Annotated in this window: 20 protein-coding genes; 6 read left to right on the top strand and 14 right to left on the bottom strand. The window is 47.7% G+C overall.

The genetic code is table 11. The annotated features are described in order from the left end of the window. Positions 1-92: 92 nt before the first annotated feature. The 9 genes from J3A84_RS08375 to J3A84_RS08335 form a co-directional block, all read right to left on the bottom strand. On the bottom strand, positions 93-911 hold the full coding sequence (locus J3A84_RS08375) for an alpha/beta fold hydrolase (RefSeq protein ID WP_207599558.1): 819 nt from the start codon (positions 909-911) through the stop codon (positions 93-95). 10 nt (positions 912-921) lie between these two features. Further along, a complete protein-coding gene (locus J3A84_RS08370) occupies positions 922-2,235 on the bottom strand; it encodes an acetyl-CoA hydrolase/transferase family protein (protein WP_207599557.1) in 1,314 nt (437 codons plus the stop codon). A gap of 191 nt (positions 2,236-2,426) precedes the next feature. After that, a complete protein-coding gene (locus J3A84_RS08365) occupies positions 2,427-3,695 on the bottom strand; it encodes an ABC transporter substrate-binding protein (protein ID WP_207599556.1) in 1,269 nt (422 codons plus the stop codon). 114 nt (positions 3,696-3,809) lie between these two features. Further along, positions 3,810-4,535, bottom strand: a complete 726-nt coding sequence (locus J3A84_RS08360; RefSeq protein ID WP_207599555.1) for an ABC transporter ATP-binding protein — start codon at positions 4,533-4,535, stop codon at positions 3,810-3,812. 1 nt (position 4,536) lies between these two features. Then, positions 4,537-5,328, bottom strand: a complete 792-nt coding sequence (locus tag J3A84_RS08355) for an ABC transporter ATP-binding protein (RefSeq protein ID WP_207599554.1) — start codon at positions 5,326-5,328, stop codon at positions 4,537-4,539. Further along, positions 5,321-6,337, bottom strand: coding sequence for a branched-chain amino acid ABC transporter permease (locus J3A84_RS08350; protein WP_207599553.1), 1,017 nt, complete (start codon positions 6,335-6,337; stop codon positions 5,321-5,323). Before J3A84_RS08350 ends, J3A84_RS08355 begins: the two co-directional genes overlap by 8 nt. A gap of 1 nt (position 6,338) precedes the next feature. After that, positions 6,339-7,214, bottom strand: a complete 876-nt coding sequence (locus tag J3A84_RS08345; protein WP_207599552.1) for a branched-chain amino acid ABC transporter permease — start codon at positions 7,212-7,214, stop codon at positions 6,339-6,341. Next, a complete protein-coding gene (locus tag J3A84_RS08340) occupies positions 7,215-8,234 on the bottom strand; it encodes a 3-oxoacyl-ACP synthase (RefSeq protein ID WP_207599551.1) in 1,020 nt (339 codons plus the stop codon). 11 nt (positions 8,235-8,245) lie between these two features. Continuing rightward, the gene (locus J3A84_RS08335; RefSeq protein WP_207599550.1) at positions 8,246-8,965 is read right to left on the bottom strand and encodes a beta-ketoacyl-ACP reductase; all 720 of its coding nucleotides are present in this window, start codon (positions 8,963-8,965) and stop codon (positions 8,246-8,248) included. Positions 8,966-9,782: 817 nt separating this feature from the next. Here J3A84_RS08335 and J3A84_RS08330 point away from each other — a divergent pair. The 6 genes from J3A84_RS08330 (at position 9,783) to J3A84_RS08305 (ending at position 14,668) form a co-directional block, all read left to right on the top strand. Continuing rightward, positions 9,783-10,199, top strand: coding sequence for a MaoC family dehydratase (locus tag J3A84_RS08330; protein ID WP_207599549.1), 417 nt, complete (start codon positions 9,783-9,785; stop codon positions 10,197-10,199). Between the two features lie 9 nt (positions 10,200-10,208). After that, complete coding sequence (locus J3A84_RS08325) at positions 10,209-11,348, top strand: acyl-CoA dehydrogenase (protein ID WP_207599548.1); 1,140 nt, start codon at positions 10,209-10,211, stop codon at positions 11,346-11,348. A 13-nt stretch (positions 11,349-11,361) separates the two neighbouring features. Further along, the gene (locus J3A84_RS08320; protein ID WP_207599547.1) at positions 11,362-12,168 is read left to right on the top strand and encodes an electron transfer flavoprotein subunit beta/FixA family protein; all 807 of its coding nucleotides are present in this window, start codon (positions 11,362-11,364) and stop codon (positions 12,166-12,168) included. After that, a complete protein-coding gene (locus tag J3A84_RS08315; RefSeq protein ID WP_207599546.1) occupies positions 12,161-13,186 on the top strand; it encodes an electron transfer flavoprotein subunit alpha/FixB family protein in 1,026 nt (341 codons plus the stop codon). The genes J3A84_RS08320 and J3A84_RS08315 overlap by 8 nt, the downstream gene beginning before the upstream one ends. 119 nt (positions 13,187-13,305) lie before the next feature. Next, positions 13,306-14,352, top strand: coding sequence for an alpha/beta hydrolase (locus tag J3A84_RS08310; protein ID WP_207599545.1), 1,047 nt, complete (start codon positions 13,306-13,308; stop codon positions 14,350-14,352). Between the two features lie 97 nt (positions 14,353-14,449). Then, positions 14,450-14,668: a hypothetical protein gene (locus tag J3A84_RS08305; RefSeq protein WP_207599544.1), complete on the top strand. Its 219-nt coding sequence runs from the start codon at positions 14,450-14,452 to the stop codon at positions 14,666-14,668. A 202-nt stretch (positions 14,669-14,870) separates the two neighbouring features. Here the strand turns inward: J3A84_RS08305 and J3A84_RS08300 are convergent, their stop codons facing one another. From J3A84_RS08300 to J3A84_RS08280, 5 genes are all read right to left on the bottom strand, one after another. Continuing rightward, the gene (locus J3A84_RS08300; RefSeq protein WP_207599543.1) at positions 14,871-15,824 is read right to left on the bottom strand and encodes a Spy0128 family protein; all 954 of its coding nucleotides are present in this window, start codon (positions 15,822-15,824) and stop codon (positions 14,871-14,873) included. A gap of 10 nt (positions 15,825-15,834) precedes the next feature. Next, positions 15,835-16,608: a class B sortase gene (gene srtB / locus J3A84_RS08295; protein WP_207599542.1), complete on the bottom strand. Its 774-nt coding sequence runs from the start codon at positions 16,606-16,608 to the stop codon at positions 15,835-15,837. Positions 16,609-16,708: 100 nt separating this feature from the next. Next, positions 16,709-17,725, bottom strand: a complete 1,017-nt coding sequence (locus tag J3A84_RS08290; RefSeq protein WP_207599541.1) for a DUF7601 domain-containing protein — start codon at positions 17,723-17,725, stop codon at positions 16,709-16,711. Further along, a complete protein-coding gene (gene lepB, locus J3A84_RS08285; protein WP_207599540.1) occupies positions 17,726-18,274 on the bottom strand; it encodes a signal peptidase I in 549 nt (182 codons plus the stop codon). Further along, positions 18,267-18,599: a hypothetical protein gene (locus J3A84_RS08280; RefSeq protein ID WP_207599539.1), complete on the bottom strand. Its 333-nt coding sequence runs from the start codon at positions 18,597-18,599 to the stop codon at positions 18,267-18,269. The genes lepB and J3A84_RS08280 overlap by 8 nt, the downstream gene beginning before the upstream one ends. Between the last annotated feature and the right edge of the window lie 4 nt (positions 18,600-18,603).

Below are 18,603 nucleotides of genomic sequence, written 5' to 3'. Positions count from 1 at the left end.
CTCTATGCTCATGCAGACTGGGCTTTTGTTTTACATCAGTTAAAATTCTACCACATAAAACAGAAATATGAAACAGTGCCAATGCCTATGCGCTAAAGTACGCTCATGGAGAGGTCTTTAGCATTGACATACCCCAGCGTCAGTGCAGTGAACAGTGCGGGCTGCTCGTACATGGACCCGTGTCCTGTATCGGGAAGCAGCACATAATCTGAATTCTCAAGGAGCCTGTGCAGTTCCTGCTGTTCCTCCTTCGGTGTCACGAAGTCATGCTCGCTGCTGACAATCAGGGTCTTCGTTCTGATGCCTTTCAGCTCTTCCCTCACATCATGATTTTCCGCACTGACGGTGAGCCTCACCATGGAGTCCATGAAGTCCTTGTCGCTGAAAACCGTATCCGTAAGCAGCTTCTTCCTTGCCTCCATCCAGGCTCTGTTCCGGTTGTAGAAGGAGGGAGAATAGATGACGGGAATGGTGGTCAGGTAGTAATCCATGGCATCGCCTCTGGAAAGGTTCCAGGCATCACCGATGTCCTTCAGCCAGGGACTGGTGCGATAGGTGGTGTTAAACAGCACCAGCCTGTCCACCAGATGCTCATACTTCACAATGAACTGCAGGGCCACTTCTCCTCCGTAGGAAATGCCCAGAAGATTCACCTTCTCATAGCCGAGCTCTTCAATGAGCCCTTTCACCACCTCCACCTGGAGTTCCTGAGTATAGGGCTCAAACACCTTGTCCGACTGCCCCTGGTCCAGAAAATCCACGAGAATCAGTCTGTTCTGATGACTGAACGTCTCCTTGAAGATGGTCCAGCTTTTTGTGGACATCATGATGCCGTTTAGTAGAATCAGCGGCTTTCCTTCTCCATGGGTCTCATAGTAGACCTTTTTTCCGTTTACACTGAAATACGCCATAATGTCCTCCCTACCTGTCGAAAATCAGACCGATTTCATGGGCTTCCTTCATGATTTCCTCTCTGAAATCCGGATGCGCGATGGCAACGAGTCTTTCGATTCTCTCTCTCACATTGGTTCCTCTTAGATGGGCCACGCCATACTCGGTGACCACCATATCCACATCATTTCTGGAAAGCGTCACGATGGCGCCTCTCTTCAGAAGGGGCACGATCTTGGACTTCTCTTCCTTTTCACCGGTCTCAGGGTTTCTCACCATGGCTGTGGAATACAGGGCGATGAAGCTTCTGCCGTTTTTGGCATTCTGTGCACCGACGGCGGTATCCGCCTGTCCTCCGGTTCCGGAGAACTGGATGTGACCGATGGACTCGGAACACACCTGACCGGAAAGATCCACTTCCATAGCCGTGTTGATGGACACCATGTTGTCGTTCAGTCCGATGACCGCAGGATCATTGACATACTTACCGTTGAGGATCATCACGGAAGGATTGTTGTCGATGAAGTCATAGAGCTTCTTGTTTCCCAGGGCAAAGGTCGCCACATGCTTGCCCTTATGAAGGGTCTTCTTCTTTCCTGTGACTGCGCCGGCTTCAATGAGCTCCACCATGCCGGAGGTCATCATTTCCGTATGGATGCCCAGATCCTTCTTGTCTTTCAGCGCGTAGGCAACGGCATTGGGGATGCCGCCGATGCCAAGCTGCAGGGTATCTCCATCGTTTATGAGATCCGCAATGAGGGCTCCGATCTTCTTGTCCTTCTCATTGGGCTCCACATCCGGAAGGGTAGGAACAGGATAGTCCGCCTCGATGAAATAGTCGATTTCGGAATAATGGATCTCCACATCTCCGAAGGTTCTCGGATAATTGGGATTGATCTCAAGAATAACAATATCCGCAGTTTCAATCATCTGGGATTCATAGGTATTCGATGTGGAAAGGGAGATGAATCCATGTTTATCGGGCATGGAAGCGGTACCCACGAATATATCCGGCTTCACATGGTCAAGTCTCTTCCATCCGGCCAGGTGCAGATGATTGGGAATAAAGGAGATATTGCCATTCTTGAAAGCTTTTCTGAGTGGGGGTGAAAAAAACCAGCCATCGATATTGAAGCTGTCTACATACTCCTCACTGAGAAAATCACCATGGGCCATGGAGAGACAGTTGGTTATGGTCACATTCTTCACTCGATCTGCAATGGTATGGATGTTGTTCATGATCAGCTGGGCTTCTCCTGCACCAAGTCCTGTTACAACATTCATGTCAGGCCTTATCATATCCAGTGCCTGTTCCAGCGTTATGACTTTATCTTTATACGACATAAAACATTTCCTCCTATCAGGGTTCTTTTTTAAAAATAAGGGCAGGTACTTCGCCTGCCCCTATCCAAGACCAGTAAATGGTGTACTGACACACCCCACCGATTCACGGTGGGTCGCCTCCTCTGAAACAAATCAGATTCTTCCGTGTGTCCCACGGCATTGATCGGTCTTTCTATTCATTTATGATTATACTAGTTTCCTAGAAGTGAATCCATGGACTGCAGTCCGTCCACTGGCTCCCAGCCAGGAGCACCTTCAACCATGGCAACCTTGGCCAGGTTCATTTCCTGAGTACCTGCTCTTAGGCCATCTGCATAGTTGATGGTTCCACCGAATGGGTTCTTGATGGGTTCGCTTTCCATAGCATCCATGAACTTATCCCATGTGACGGTTCCTTCCACTCTCTTGAGACCTTCTGTGAAGAAGTGTCCAGCGATCCAGCCAGTCATGGCATAGACGTTTGTCGCATAGTCTGGAGCCCACTCAGCAAATGCAGCCAGTGCGTCCGCATTCTCCACCAGGTCTACCCAGCCAAGTCCGTATACGTCGAATTTGCCGTCGATTTCGTTCACAACCGCCTCAGAGATAACAGGAGAAACGTTCACGTAGGTTGTGATGACATCCTTGTTCACGTTCTGTGCAGCAAGTTCCTTCACGATGGTAGGAATCGTCGCCTGAATGGCAGCTCCTATGATGAAGTCCACTTCAGCATTCTTGATGGATGTGACAGCGGAGGACACGTCTGTTGCACCAGCAGCAACCTGCTCAGCCACAACTTCAATGCCAAGCTCTTTTGCCTTGGCTTCCACACCTGAGTAGAGGTCCTTACCGGCATCGTCGTTCGTGTAGATGACGCCGATCTTCTGTGCATCAAAGTCACCTACTGCACGGGCAACCATGATCTGACCTTCGGTCTTGTAGATTGGCTGTACAGGGAAGATGCCTTTGTCTTTTCCTTCAGCTTTGTCGTTGTAAAGCTGACCGATTCCTGTTGCGAAATAAACTGCTGGAATTCCGTATTCCTTCACGTCTTCGATGGTGGCACCGACAACGGGTGTACCAAAGTGACCAACCAGAGCAAAGATTTCCTCATCTTCCACCAGTGTGGATAGTGCAGCCTTACCCTTTACTGGATCGAACTCATCATCGATATGGGTGAATTCAATCATTCTTCCATCTACACCGCCAGCATCATTGATCATGGCAAAGTAAGCTTCGATTCCTGCGTTGAAAGGTACACCTACTGGTGCATAGGCACCGGATGTGGCAGCAGAGTTTCCAACAAGGATAGATGTGTCTGTAACACCCTGTGCTGGTTCCTCTTCTTCTTCTGGGGTTTCTTCCGGAGTCTCTGCAGGAGTCTCTCCTGGAGTCTCTTCTGGGGTTTCTGTCTTTTCACCGCAAGCGGCAAGAGAAGCAACTAATGCCAGTGATGCTAACATAGAAACGATCTTTTTCATTGATATTTCCTCCTTAAAATTAACAATGGTATCCATTGTCATCTTGAAAATAATGGATTGGTATGTTGTGTGTTGAATATTATTTAAGCACGCTAGGTGCATTAAATAGGAATGCTAGTGCTTGCCGAGGTAAGCCTCCACAAGCTTGGGATCATCTGCCAGAACGGATGCCTTACCATGGGTACTTACTTTACCCAGTTCGATGACGTATCCGTAGTCTGCGATTTTCAGGGTCTGCGCGGCGTTCTGCTCCACGATGACCACCGTTGTGCCCTCTTCCTTGATTTCCTTCACGATCTTCATGATGTCCTGGACGATCAGAGGAGCAAGTCCCAAGGAAGGTTCATCCAGAAGCAGCACCCTGGGGCTGCTCATGAGGGCTCTTCCGATGGCCAGCATCTGCTGCTCTCCACCGGAAAGGGTTGAGGAGACCTGATTCTTTCTTTCCTCAAGGACCGGGAAGTACCGGTAGACTCTTTCGAAGTTCTTTCGGATCTTCTCCCTGTCCTTCAATGTGAAGGCTCCTGCTTTGAGGTTCTCCTCCACAGTCAGGTCCTTGAATACGGCTCTTCCTTCCGGCGACATGGAGATGCCAAGTCGCGCGATCTTTTCCGGTTCCATCTTCGTGATGTCCTGCCCGTACAGTTTGATGAATCCATCTTCTCCGTCGATGATGCCGCTGATCTTCTTCAGGGTTGTGGTCTTCCCGGCTCCATTGGCGCCAAGGATCGCCACCACATCGCCTTCATAGACCGTAAGGTCGATGCCCTTAAGCGCCTGGATGGCGCCGTAGCTAACTTTGAGATTCTTTATTTCCAGTGCTATTTTCTTCTCGCTCATATTACTCCACTCCTAGATATGCCGACTGAACAGCCTTATTTCCCTGGATTTCCTTTGGTGTGCCAATGGCCAGGAGTTTTCCGAAGTTGATGGCGCAGATTCGGTCACAGACATCCATGACCAGTCTCATGTCATGTTCCACCAATAGAATCGAGCAGTCATACTGGTCTCTGATCCTCTTGATGAGTCTGGCCAGATCGATGGTCTCACTGTCGTTGAGCCCTGCAGCAGGTTCATCCAGAATGATGAGCTTCGGTCTTGCCATGAGTGTTCGGGCAAATTCCACCTTCTTCAGGATTCCGTAGGGCTGTCCGCCTACAAGCATGTCTTTTCGGTCCAGAATACCCAGATCCTCCAGAATCTTCTCGGCTTCTTCCCGGTACTTCTTTTCTTCTTTTCTCGACTTAGGCAGCTTCAGTGCCTGAGACAGGGTATTGGCTTCAAAATCTATATGGCCTCCGATGAGCACGTTATCGATGATACTCAGCTCTCTGATGAGCTCCACGTTCTGAAAGGTTCTTACAAGTCCCTGGCGGATGATGTCATGTACAGGCTTTGTCGTCAGATCCACGATCTGATCGCCATGCCCTTTGAATCTGAGGTCTCCCTTATCGGGCTTATAGAACTGGGTGATGCAGTTGAACACCGTGGTTTTCCCTGCTCCGTTGGGACCGATGAGTCCGTATATTTCCTTGTCCTTGATATCAAAGGAGAGATCATCTACCGCCTTGAGGCCGCCGAATGCGATGGACAATCCATCCACTGTCAGTACATGATTTTCCATTTTACTCATTCTTTGTCCCTCCTTTCGTCAGCTTTCTGAAGAGTTTTCTGATGTCATAGCCGATACTGATGAGTCCATTGGGATAGAAGATGATGACCAGAATGATCAGCACTCCGTTCAGTACGTAAGACAGATCTTCGAAAAACGGGATCTGCTTCAGGAACATGTCCGGTACGGCATATACAATGAATGCGCCCAGGACCGTTCCATAGATGGATCTCAGTCCACCGATGATGATGATGGCCAGGAAGTTCAGCGACATGGCCAGGCTCCAGGTGGATGGATAGGAGAACTTCACGAAGTGCACATAGAGTACTCCCGCCACGCTGGCAAAAATGGTGGCCAGCGCGAAGGCGATGAGCCTGTGGGTCAACAGGTTGACACCCATGGCCTGGGCTGCAGCTTCGCTGCCTCTCATGGCGTTCAGCGCTCTGCCCAGTCTTCCGTTCATCATATTGGAGGTGAGGATCATGATGATCACCAGCACGAAAATGATGAAGTAGAACGTGGTGGTTCTATCCAGTTCAAAGAGTCCCAATAATGTCGGATAGTCCGCGGACTTTCCGCTGAATCCTCCGGTGTATTTTCCCAGTTCCTCAAAGGTTTTTCGGAGCACCTCCGCCACCGCAAGGGTTGCTATGGCCAGGTAGAGTCCTTCAATCTTCAGAGAGACCAGCCCCACCAGAATGCCGATGAGGGTGGGAATCAGAACCGCCAGGAAAAAGGAGACTTCAAAGGGCAGGTTCAGATCCACTGTGAGATAAGCGGACATGTACGCCGCCAGTCCCATGAATCCTGCAGTACCCAGAGAAATCAGTCCGGACCATCCAAGAAGGATGTTGAGGCCCAGTGCGGCGATGGCATAGATGAGGGTTCCACCGATGGTGGTCACATACCCGTTTTTCAGGATGCCCATTTCAGCCAGCGTTGGAATGAGGGCAAGGAGTAATCCGAAAAGGATAAATCCGATTGCAGGATGTTTCTGAAATATATTCTTCTTTGCTTTCATACTCTTCATCTTACACCTTCTTCACAATCTTCTTACCGATCAGTCCATAGGGCCTGAACACTATGAAAATCAGGATAAGAATGTATAGAATCTGTCCACCCCAGACGGAGGAGACATAAAACAGCAGGAGATTTCTCACGATACCCATGATGTAGGCCCCGATGACGGGTCCATGGAAGGTCTGGAATCCGCCCAGTACACAGGCAACCAGTGCCGTGATCTGCACTTCATCCATGAGGTTCAGGGTCACGGAGGTCATAGGCGCCGTCATGACACCTGCGATGACACCCAGTACACCCGCAACGCCCCATGCTGCCATGGTCACGTTCTTTGTGGGTACACCCATGAGTCTTGCCACATACTCATTGGAAGCAGTGGTTCTGATGGCCAGCCCCCATTTGGTTCTCTGGAGAATATAGAACATTCCCGTCATGATGGCCAGGCCTAAAGCGATGTTGAACAGTCCGTTATAGGAGATGGATGCGCCTAGAACGCCCAGATCTCCGCTTTCAATGAGCCTTGGCAGTCTTAATGGATCCACCCCGAAGAAGATCGGAGCAAGGCCCAGGACGATCATGATGAGTCCCAGGGTGATGATCTGCTTCGCCACCGGCGAAACATTCTTCGTGTGCCTCAGGATCAGAACGTCAATCAGGAAACCCGTGAGGATCGCACTTAAGATTCCTCCAATCACCGCCAGCCATAGAGGCAGGCCGAATTTATTGAAGAGGAAGGTGACCACGAAGGTATTGAACATGGCCACAACACCCTGCGCAAAGTTTGTGGTATAGGATGTTCTGTAGATGATGATGATACCAAGAGCGGCCAAAGCATAGATGCTTCCCGTCTCAAGACTTCTTAATATAATCTGTATAAAGGTACTCAATTAGCTCTCACCCCATTTGATCACATTCGCTGCCCAGACATATCCGATGCCGGCAGCCACCATGGAAATAACGCTTCCATCTTTGACCTTGCCCTCTTCCAGTGCCAGATGCAGAGAGAGGATCTGGTCGATCTGACCGATATGTCCATAGTCCTCCAGATAGATGGACTGGTCTTCCTTCATGCCCAGTTCACTCAGCATGGCCAGATGACCGGAACGCTTCATATGAAGAATGGCCAGGTAGTCAATGTCTTTTCTTTCAAGGTCTGATTTTCTAAGAGACTCGTCAATGCATTTGTACCAGTTGGGCATGGATACTTCATTGAGTCTGTCTTTCATTTTCTTCGCATCCATGAGTCTTAAGCTCTTGTATGCTTCCTCTGTATTCTCCGGTGTGATGGGATTACAGGTTCCACCGATTTCCACACCTGCGGTTCTTGCAAGAGAACCATCCGCGATGATGTGTGAACCCAGCAGAAGATTTCTGCCATGGTTCTTCTTCAGGATGATGGCTCCTCCTCCCGCACCCAGGTTGTACATCATGGACATGTTCTTGTCTGAATAATCCACGAAATCACCGTTCCGGTATCCGCCTGCGATGAGGATTGTGTCGATGGTGTCATCTGCCATGAGCATATCCTTCGCGATCTTCATGGTGGATACGGTGGTGCAGCATCTGTTTGCCAGATCGATGCCCCAGGCATTCACCGCTCCGATGCGGTCCTGGATATAGAGCGCGGAAGTGGTCAAGGGATATTCCTTCCACTCTTCTCCGACACAGAGAATCACATCGATGTCCAGAGGATCCACTCCAGTATTTTTTAATGCAGCCAGTGCAGCCAGTGCACCCATTTCCTGGGTGCCGTCCTTTTCACCTGGTACAGGCTTCTTCCTGATCCCAAGCTTCTGGACCACTGCTTCCTTTGCCCAGACGCCACCGGTCCTTTCCGCAATTTCTTCCCCGGTGATATAGGTGTCAGGGATATAGATGCCGGTGCCGACAATTCCAACGTTTGCCATGATAATCCTCCTTACAGTCTCATTCCTCCGTTAACGGATAAGTTGTGTCCAGTGATATAGGATGCTTCATCGGATGCCAGGAAAAGCGCAGCGTTTGCGATTTCTTCAGGCTGTGCCAGTCTGCCGAGCATGGTCTGGGCCGCAAACTTGTCCAGAAGATCCTGTGGTACGGTCTTCAGGATGTCGGTCATGGTATATCCGGGAGAAATCGCATTGACTCTTACCTGGGCACCCTTCATGGCGAATTCCTTGGCCCAGGTCTTGGTCATGCCGATGACGCCTGCTTTGGTTGCTGCGTAGTTCGCCTGTCCGATGTTTCCGAACTCTCCCACTACGGAGGAGATATTGATGATGGAGCCTTTTCCGTCTGCCTGCATCTTAGGTCCCACGAATCTTGTGAGATTAAAGACACCCTTCAGGTTCACATCAATGACGAGATCCCACATTTCGTCTGTCATCTTTCTGGTCAGTGCATCTCTTGTGATACCTGCATTGTTCACCAGGATATCGATTCTGCCATACTTCTCTGTGACATATTCTGTGAACGCTCTGCATGCCTCCACGTCGGTGACGTTCAGCTTGTAACCTTCCACATTGGGGTTTTCATAGGACAGGTCTCCCATGTCCACTGCCACAACCTTGGCCCCTTCACTGGCGAAAAGCTCCGCCATGGCCTGTCCAAGTCCTCGTGCACCACCTGTAACCACTGCAACCTTATCTTGTAATCTCATCTTGATATTCCCTCCATTTTCTATTATTGCTCCATAACATATCGTTGAATCTGATGATCATTTCTTCTCGGAAAGTCCCTTCAGAAACTTCAATATGAAATATGAATCACTCTTCATGTTTAGAGTAAATGATAGCGTTTCCAAAGTCAACTATTTTAACAAAGAGTGCATATTTTTACTCATTTTTGATTAATGCCACCTTCTAATTGAACTTTTATCATCATAACCTTTGCATAATCATCATTTTCATTGTTTTTATGTAAATTCATGTAAAGGTTCACATACGTAGCACTGGTGCCTTCGTTATATCTGTAACAACATGTTGTTCTTTAATCTGACATGACTCTCAGGTCTATTTCCTTGCATTTCATCGTGTTCTTTCACTCTGATTCGATCTATGAACTGCAGTTCTGGCTGAATTACCACTGGTTATAGTATATTTATTGTGAACAATGAATCAATCTATGGATAATATATATTCTTCCACGTCTTATGCATCATGGGTAGTTACCTCCAGACTTTGTTTCTTTATTAACACAATAAACACCTTAGTACATTAGGGATCTTCCTCCCTTTTGCTAGGCAATTTTCAGGTTCCTGTTTTATAATGGAGAAGGCAGTAAAAAAATAGGAGGGTTGAAAACAGGTGCTTTTTGCTCAAATCAGATTCATGTTAAAAAAATAACATTTTTTTCTCTTCCAGCTATTGAATTTAAAATATAAAAGTTTATAATGAGATTGAAACATGAAAGGTTCGTCATGTTAAACATTTTCAAACCATCATTTTGTGAATCAATTATCAGATTGGAGGTAACTTATGAAAGGAAAGACCATCAGAGAAATCCGAATCGGAGACTCTGAAACCTATGAAAGAACCGTTACTGAAACGGACGTCGTCCTGTTCGGAGGAATATCCGGCGATCTCAATCCGGCACACTTCAACGAAGTATATGCCAAAGACACCATGTTCAAAGGCAGAATTGTACACGGTATGCTCACTGCATCCTATTTCTCCACCATTCTCGGAACACTCCTTCCAGGACCTGGAACCATCTACCTGGGGCAGGAGCTGAAGTTCACGAAACCCGTACACATTCAGGATACCATCAAAGCTGTGGCCACCGTCACAGAAATCATAGAAGAGAAGAACATCATAAAGCTGGAAACCATCGCATATAATCAAGCAGGTGATGTGGTAGTAAAAGGAACCGCTACCGTCATGCCACCTAAGTAGGAGGACAATATGGATTTTGATTTGAGTAAAAAGCAGGCACTCTCTCTTAAATTGTTCAAGGAATTCGCTCAGAATGAAGTGAAGCCTCTGGCAGCGGAAGTGGATGAAATGGAAAGATTCCCCCTGGAAACCGTGGAAAAAATGGCGTCCATCGGCATGATGGGGATTCCCGTCCCCTCCACCTACGGTGGTTCAGATGGCGACAACCTCATGTACACCATGGCTGTGGAAGAACTGTCAAAGTTCTGCGGAACCACAGGGGTCATCCTCTCCGCCCACACTTCCCTGGCATGTGGTCCTCTCCAGAGCTTCGGAACCGAATCCCAGAAGAAGAAGTACCTGGTCCCTCTGGCAAAAGGCGAGAAAATCGGCGCCTTCGGGCTGACAGAGCCCAACGCCGGCAGTGATGCCGCCATGCAGCAGACCGTGGCCGTAAAGGAAGACGGGCACTATCGAATAAACGGCTCCAAGATCTTCATCACAAATGGAGGCTATGCGGATGTCTTCATCGTCTTTGCCATGACCGATAAATCAAAAGGCACCCGAGGCATTTCCGCCTTCATCCTGGAAAAGGGCATGGAAGGGTTCACCATCGGAAAGACAGAACATAAACTGGGCATCAAGGGCAGTTCCACCACGGAACTGATCTTCAAGGATGTTCTGGTGCCCGAGGAGAATCTTCTGGGGCAGGAAGGCAAGGGATTCAAGATTGCCATGAATACGCTGGATGGCGGTCGAATCGGTATCGCGGCCCAGGCGCTGGGCATCGCCCAGGGGGCTCTGGATGAAGCCATCAAATATGTCAAAGAAAGAAAACAGTTCGGAAAACCTCTTTCCGCCTTCCAGAACTCCCAGTTCCAGATTGCGGAGCTTCAGACGAAAATCGATGCGGCAAGACTGCTCACCTACCGGGCAGCCTCCTTCAAGGACAAAGGACTTCCCTATTCCAAGGAGGCGGCCATGGCGAAATACTACGCTTCAGACATCGCCATGGAAAGCACCAGGGTTTCCATACAGCTTCTGGGTGGCTACGGCTATACCAGAGAGTATCCCGTGGAAAGAATGTATCGTGATGCGAAGATCACTGAGATCTATGAAGGCACCACCGAAGTGCAGAAGATGGTCATCGCCGCATCTGTACTGAAGTAAAGGAGAGGATAGCATGAATATAGTAGTATTACTGAAACAGGTACCCGATACCACGGAAATGAAGATCGACAAGGAGAAGGGCACCCTCATACGAACCGGAGTCCCCACCATCACAAACCCCGACGATCTGGCGGGCCTGGAGGCTGCGCTGAAGATCAAAGACCAGCAGGGCGCCAGCATCACCTGCGTCACCATGGGACCCCCTCAGGCGGAGTCCATGCTAAGGGAGCTCTACGCCATGGGTGCTGATGAGTGCGTGCTCATCAGCGACGGTAAATTCGGTGGTGCAGACACCTGGGCCACTTCCAACACCATCGGTGCGGCTTTATCGTCCATGGACTATGATCTCATCATCGCAGGAAGACAGGCCATTGACGGAGATACCGCGCAGGTAGGCCCTCAGACCGCTGAAAAACTGGGTCTCCCACAGATCACCTACGTGGATGAGATCCTTGAGATCAGCAAGGAGAAGATTCGGGTGAAGAAGGCGCTGGAGAACCGATACGAGATCATCGAATCGGACATGCCCTGCCTCATCACCACCTTAAGCACCATTGCAAAACCAAGGTACATGCATGTGAAGAAAATCATGGAAGCCTTCGATAAGGACATCAGAATCATCCGATACGACGACCTGAATCTGGATCCCATGACCATAGGCCTGAAGGGCTCTCCCACGAAGGTGAAGAAGACCTTCACCAAAGAAGTCCATAAGAATTCAGATATTCTTACACTGGAGCCGAAAGAATCCGCAAGAACAATCTTCGACATGCTCCTTACCCATAACTTCATCGGAAAGAAGGAGGTCAGCTATGAATAAGAATGAATATCGCGACATCTATGTTTTCATCGAGTATCATGAACATACCATCCATGATGCGAGCCTGGAGCTTCTGGGTGAAGCGGTGAGGCTGACGGAGAACAGAAAAAATCTCGGATACAGCGTCATCGCAGTGATTCTGGGGGAACCCTCAGAGGAGACCCTTCATGAACTGGGCTATAGAGGCGCAGACAGGATCATCAACCTGTCTCATGCATCTCTTCACACCTACAGTACAGAGGTCTACACCACGCTCCTTAATGAACTGATCCGTACAGACAAGCCGGACATCTTTCTTGTTCCTGCCACCGTCCTTGGAAGAGATCTTGCACCAAGACTTGCAGCGCGCTGCGACACCGGCCTCACGGCAGACGCCACCAGACTGGAGTTTGATCCGGAAGATGAATCCTCCGCCCTTCTTTATGTTACAAGACCTGCCTTCGGCGGAAATCTCTTCGGCACCATCATCAATGAAACGAAGCGACCTCAGATGACCACCATAAGACCCGGTGTTATGGATGCACTGCCTAGAGACACATCGAGACCGTTCACCATCGACAAGCGGGAAGTCCATCCGGAAGGCATCCAAGACTCCGTCCGAATCCTCGATGTTCTTCATAAGGACCACATGGCCATGGACATCGCCAAAGCGGACATCATCATCTCCGGTGGCCGTGGGGTCGGAAACAATTTCCATGTGCTGAGAGAATGCGCAGACATGATCGGTGCAGAAGTGGCAGGCTCGAGAGCCGCTGTGGATGAAGGACGCATCGACAAGGAATTCCAGGTGGGTCAGACCGGAAAAACCGTGAAACCGAAAGTGTATATCGCCTGCGGCATCTCCGGTGCTGTGCAGCATATGGCCGGAATGGAGAAATCAGACTTCATCATCGCCATCAACAAAGATCCGGATGCACCCATCTTCTCCGCCTCCAATATCGGTCTTGTGGGGGATGCGCTGGAGATTCTCCCTCTTCTCACCCAGGAAATCAGAAGCTACAGGGAAAGACCTTATTAGGCCTTTCCTTTTCCTCTATAGAAGGAGCTTTTTCTGGAATCCTTTTTCAGAAACTGTTTACATAGAAGAAAAGTTGGTCTACAATAACCTTTACTATGATCTTGAAAGGAAGGATGTATATGCTGCCTCAATTTGAGAAGAAAGAAATCAGAACCGAAAGACTGTCTGTCTCCTATCTGGAAGCCGGTGACAAGGAGAAGGAACCTCTTGTTCTGATCCATGGAAACACCTCATCCAATCTGTTTTTCACGCCGACCATAGAGGCGCTGAAAGACAGATTCCATATCTATGCACCGGATCTCAGAGGATATGGCCATACGGAAAAACTCCCTATTGATGCCACACAAGGAATGAAGAACTGGTCGGAGGATATCCGAAGCTTCATGGAAGCTCTGTCCATCGAGAAACCTCACATCATCGGCTGGTCCATGGGTGGCGGCGTCGCCATGCAGTACACCATGGACTACCCACAGGACGTGAAAAGCCTTGGGCTCATCAATCCTCTTTCTCCTTACGGCTTCTCAGGAACCAAAGGTGTTGACGGAGAAGTGAACCACGCATCCCATGCCGGTACCGGCGGAGGCCTCGTGAACAAAGCCTTTGTGGAAAGCCTGAGAAATAAGGATGTCAGTGCGGATAATCCGGCCTCAGCCCCTAATGTGCTGAAAGGACTTTTCGCCAGTGACTATGAGCTCTCAGAAGAAATGAAGGACCTCTTCGTGCAGTCCATGTTCCTCATGGAGATCGGAGATGAATTCTATCCAGGAGATGCTACCCCTGCACCAGAATGGCCTTTCCTGGGGCCTGGTACAAAAGGTGTAGGCAATACCATGAGTCCCAAGTATGTAAACCTTACGGGTATTACACAGATCAGCCCGAAGCCTCCTGTCATCTGGTTCAGAGGAACCCAGGACAAGATCGTCTCAGACACTTCCTTCAGTGATGTGGGCTTTCTTGGACAGCTGGGCGTCATCCCCGGATGGCCCGGTGCGGAAATCTATCCGCCACAGCCCATGGTGACTCAGACAAGAAGCGTCTTCGAGAAGTACGCGGAAAAAGGCGGCATCTTCAAGGAAGCGGTCTTTGAAAAGTCCGGTCACAGTCCTCAGATCGAGGAACCGGAAAAGTTCGTGAAAGAGTACGAAGACTTTCTCAGTAGCATCTGATGTGAAGAAAATAACATTTTGTACTTCTCCGGGTAAGTTATGCTATACTATCTAATGTAAAATAATCTTGTCCCAACGGGAAATGGAGAGGTACATTATGGAATTAAGAGAAATACTGCGTGCATTTCTGTTCATCATCGCTGCATGCTCATTTGGCATATCCGTCCTTAGTTTCTTCACTCTGGCAAAGATGAAATCTGTGCCGAAGAAAAACAGAAACCTGATGGAATACCAGAAACCAAAGCAGTATAAGACTTTAGGAATCAGCACACTAGCCATATCAGCAGTGGCCCTTGTTCTTGCACTCTGGGTGTAGGAATCGTTTTGGCCAGCATAAAAGGACCGGGGAAAATCAGCGATGATTTTCCCCGGTCCTTTTATTATTATATCAAGCAGCACAGTCTCATTCCGGATTTACAAATACCCTCTCTGCATAATCAGGAAATCGAATTTACTCGGATACATATGCTTCCTATCAGAAAACAGGGCTCCGTAGAGCCCTGTAATCCTTAAAAGAATCAGCGAGTTTTTTTAGGTTTCAGACTCAGGTAAGTGCCACTTAGAATCAGTATCACTCCAGCGAGTGGAAACATGGTCTTGGCTTCGCCTGTACTAGGGAGTGGCAGATCTTCGATATCTTCAAATTCTAGCGTTTCGTTGTTGAAGATTGGAATGCCTGAATAGCTTTGCCCTTTTCGTTCTATGGTTGTCGTTGCAACATAATCACCCGCTTGATTCTTCGATACATCGACGGTGATTTTGTAAACGGACGGATCGTACTGAATAAAGGGATCTGACCCTTTCTGCTCTCTTAAATAATACACATTGGTCCCTGTTTCTCTGATAGCAATCTCATCAAAGATGACATCCTCACTGAGATTGCGTTTGGTCTGGAGAACAGCTCCTTCTGCATCCGTCAGCATAAAGGTAAAATCATCATCGTCTGGAATGTTTCCATCCAGCAGCTTCTCTGCGGTGAACCGCACAACTGCGGGATTGGCGTAGTGGTTATCAAAAATCACATCGGGACTCTTATCGGTTTCCTCATTTTTGTAAAGAAGTGATGTGATTTCAAGTCCACCGTCTTCAGCATTTGTGATCAACACATTTAAATGATAGATGGTGCTGTCATAGTAACCATTTGGGTCAGATCCAGGCTGCTGCCAGATCCGGTACTTGTAGATCCCCACCTTTGAGAATGTCATCTCCGGAAAGGTTATTGCCCCGGCTCCCGTAACGGTCATGGTATAAACACCATTCAAAGCTCCCTCTGGCATCGGATTGCCAATCTCGTCCGCTGCGAGCTTGATCAGAAAATCTTCTGGCGTCGTCGGCAGGGTGCCTGACAGTTTTACTGTCACACCCAGCTCCAGGCTTGGATTTTCTGCAGCCAGCACAGCGGGAGATCCAATCGCAAGACAGAGAATCATAAAAATGAGTAATGTAGTGAATCGTTTCAAACTCTTTCTCATACTCATCCTCCTATTCCGCTGGCATGGAAGGCTCCATAACTGCCAGAATAATAGTTCTTGCATCGGTAAATTCTCCTGAACAGGTCGTCAATGATAATATCTGTAATCCGTTGTCTGCTGCCTCTTTCAAATCTTCTGTCATTTCCGGACGAATGTACAGCGCATTTTTTTCTGCATATTCGATGAACTGTGACAATCCGTCATCGTGAAGATCCGGATTGAAAATCATCTCATCGGACGCCTGGACAATCAATGCGGCATAGATTTTCAGCTGATAGGATCGGTCGGGTAATATCAGGATACCTGTAGAATTTTCATTGAAAAATTCTTCACCCTTATAAAGCACCAGGTCTCCGAACATTTTACCCTCAACCATATCGTGGCCGTAAATCAGTGAATAGGGATCACGGAAATTCCCATCTGAACGGGTATCCATAAAAATGCTGCCGGCCAGAGCAAAGTTTCCGTAAACATCTGTATTGATATAACTGAGGTTCGTTGTGCCTTGCAGTATGGGATGATCGATGATGGTATTATCCAGCGTGACCCAGGCTTTGACATCAGTATTGACAGCTAAGAGCTCATCAAAAGATGCACCACCCTCAGTCGACTCGACAGGTTTTATTTTGATCATCTCCAGCTGAACATTTTCGGCAGCAGCATAAATTGCATTATTGTCCCATAGTGCAAATACCGCATATGTTCCTGCAATCAGAAAGGCAAGAGCAACCACTACAGTTACACATGCATTGGCGATTTTAAGAAACAAGCCGGCAAAATCCATACTGCAAACCTCCTTTCAGCACTTTACGATAGGTCTGGGAGGGCAACAGCCCTCCACCCTTAAAATGATTGTCTATTTATCTAATCTGATATCAAGGTGATTAGAATGCATGTCTTCTTCTAAAGAACAGTAGACCCATTCCAGAAGCTGCAAATCCAAGAATCAGGATATATGGTAAGCTGTCCAGGCTGATTCCTGTATTAACAGTTGTGTCTCTGTTATTGATGATGGTTGTTGAAATGGATGCCATATCCATGTCTCCTGTAGCTTCAGCATCATATTGTGGCATATCATAATCAGGGTCTTGTGTTTCAACAACAGTATAGGATACGTCATATGGAAGGTTCTCAATTGTAAATGACTCTCCACCTTTCAGTACGTATACAGCTGTATATACTCCACCCACTTCTGTAACATCGTTTGTATTCCACTCGATTGGTCCATCTTTGATTACTTTGCCAGGAACAGGAGTAACAGTAACAGTGATGGTAAATTCATCATCAGGATCTGCAAAGTTACCGGTGATTTCTTTATCAACCGTTAAATCACCTGCATCAAAGTCATTATCAAATTTATCTCTTTTAACATTGTTGGCATCTGTCAGTGTCAGAACACGCAGGAATTCAGGTTCACCCTCATCTGGATAAGCTGGGTTGTTGATGACTGTAACTACGATATAGTATGTGGCCGGATCGTAGTCCATACCAGCTGTGTTTCCAGCTGTCTCCATGACAGGATATGTATAAACGCCCACTTGAGTAAATAGCGGTAAGTTTACGCTTGCTTTTCCACCTAACATACCTTCTAACACATCAATGGAGAATGTATTTGGAGTAAAAGCAGGAGCTGCAATAGGCAGTCCATCTCTAACTCCTGTTCCTGTTCCAATAACGAAATTAAAGGTTTCTGCAGGATTAACGGTTCCAGGATTGTTGATTTCCAGCATCTTGTTGATTTCAATTGGGCTCCAATCATAATAACCTTCTGTAGATGCAAAAGCATTAACACTTAATCCAAAAATGAAAGTGAAAGCAGCCAAGAACGTTAAGATTTTTTTCATTTTATATTTCCTCCCATTATTTTGATTAGATTTCAAATTTCTGAACTTACTTTCCATTTATAGCCCTCTCCTGCGAAGAATCGTAATGACCTTCCCTTTCAGGTCTTCAAAAGAAACTGGTCCATGATCTCTGCTGTCCTTTGTCTGATTCCGATGGTCTCCAAGCAGGAACAATCTTCCCTCAGGTACTTGCAGAGGATAATCATAACCATCCTTCGGAAAAGTCTGGAACACTATTTCTCCGCTTTGGGGAGTTCCGTTAAGCCGAAACACGCCTGAATCATCCAATAGCACTTCATCATTTTCCAGCGCGACAATTCTTCCTAGACGTGTGACATCACCGACTTCATAAACTACAATGTCATCTTTAACAAGTTCTTTCTGCAATCGAAATGCGATAATGAGATCGCCGTCCTTGATTGCCGGGAACATGTCATTCCCTCTGGCTTGAGTGATCAGAAACACCTGTGTAAATAGTATGTATCCTACTGCTGCAATAAGAGCAATCCGGATCAGTAGACTGATGTAGCCCTTTCTGATATACAGCGCTTTTCTTCTTTCTGTTATCGCCTCCGTAATACTGTTTGAACTCTGTTTCTTAATCATCAGCTGCTCCATCCTTTTCTAAAATGTCACTCTGAATGATCATTTTGCTGCCTCTTCGCTGCTGTTCAAGTAGTACGTCGTAGCGAACTCTCTCAGCTTTAAGCGCAGCGTCATACATTTCGCTTAGTTTCTCGATTTTTTTCCAGACGTCCTGTTCATTTACTCCACCGAAAAGCTGTTTGCGAAATCGTACTTCTTTGATCCAGTTTATAATCTGGAGCTTTTCCCGGTTTAAGGCATCAGCTTCCAAGGCAGTCTGATCATTAAAATCTGCGGAGGTTTCAGATGTCAAATGCTGCATAGGGTTGTAATCAGTTTCTACCATCTTG

Source organism: Proteiniclasticum aestuarii, from assembly GCF_017368455.1.
GTDB lineage: Bacteria > Bacillota > Clostridia > Clostridiales > Clostridiaceae > Proteiniclasticum > Proteiniclasticum aestuarii.
Note: the sequence above shows the minus strand (reverse complement) of the source record. Positions and strands in the feature narration are given on the sequence as shown.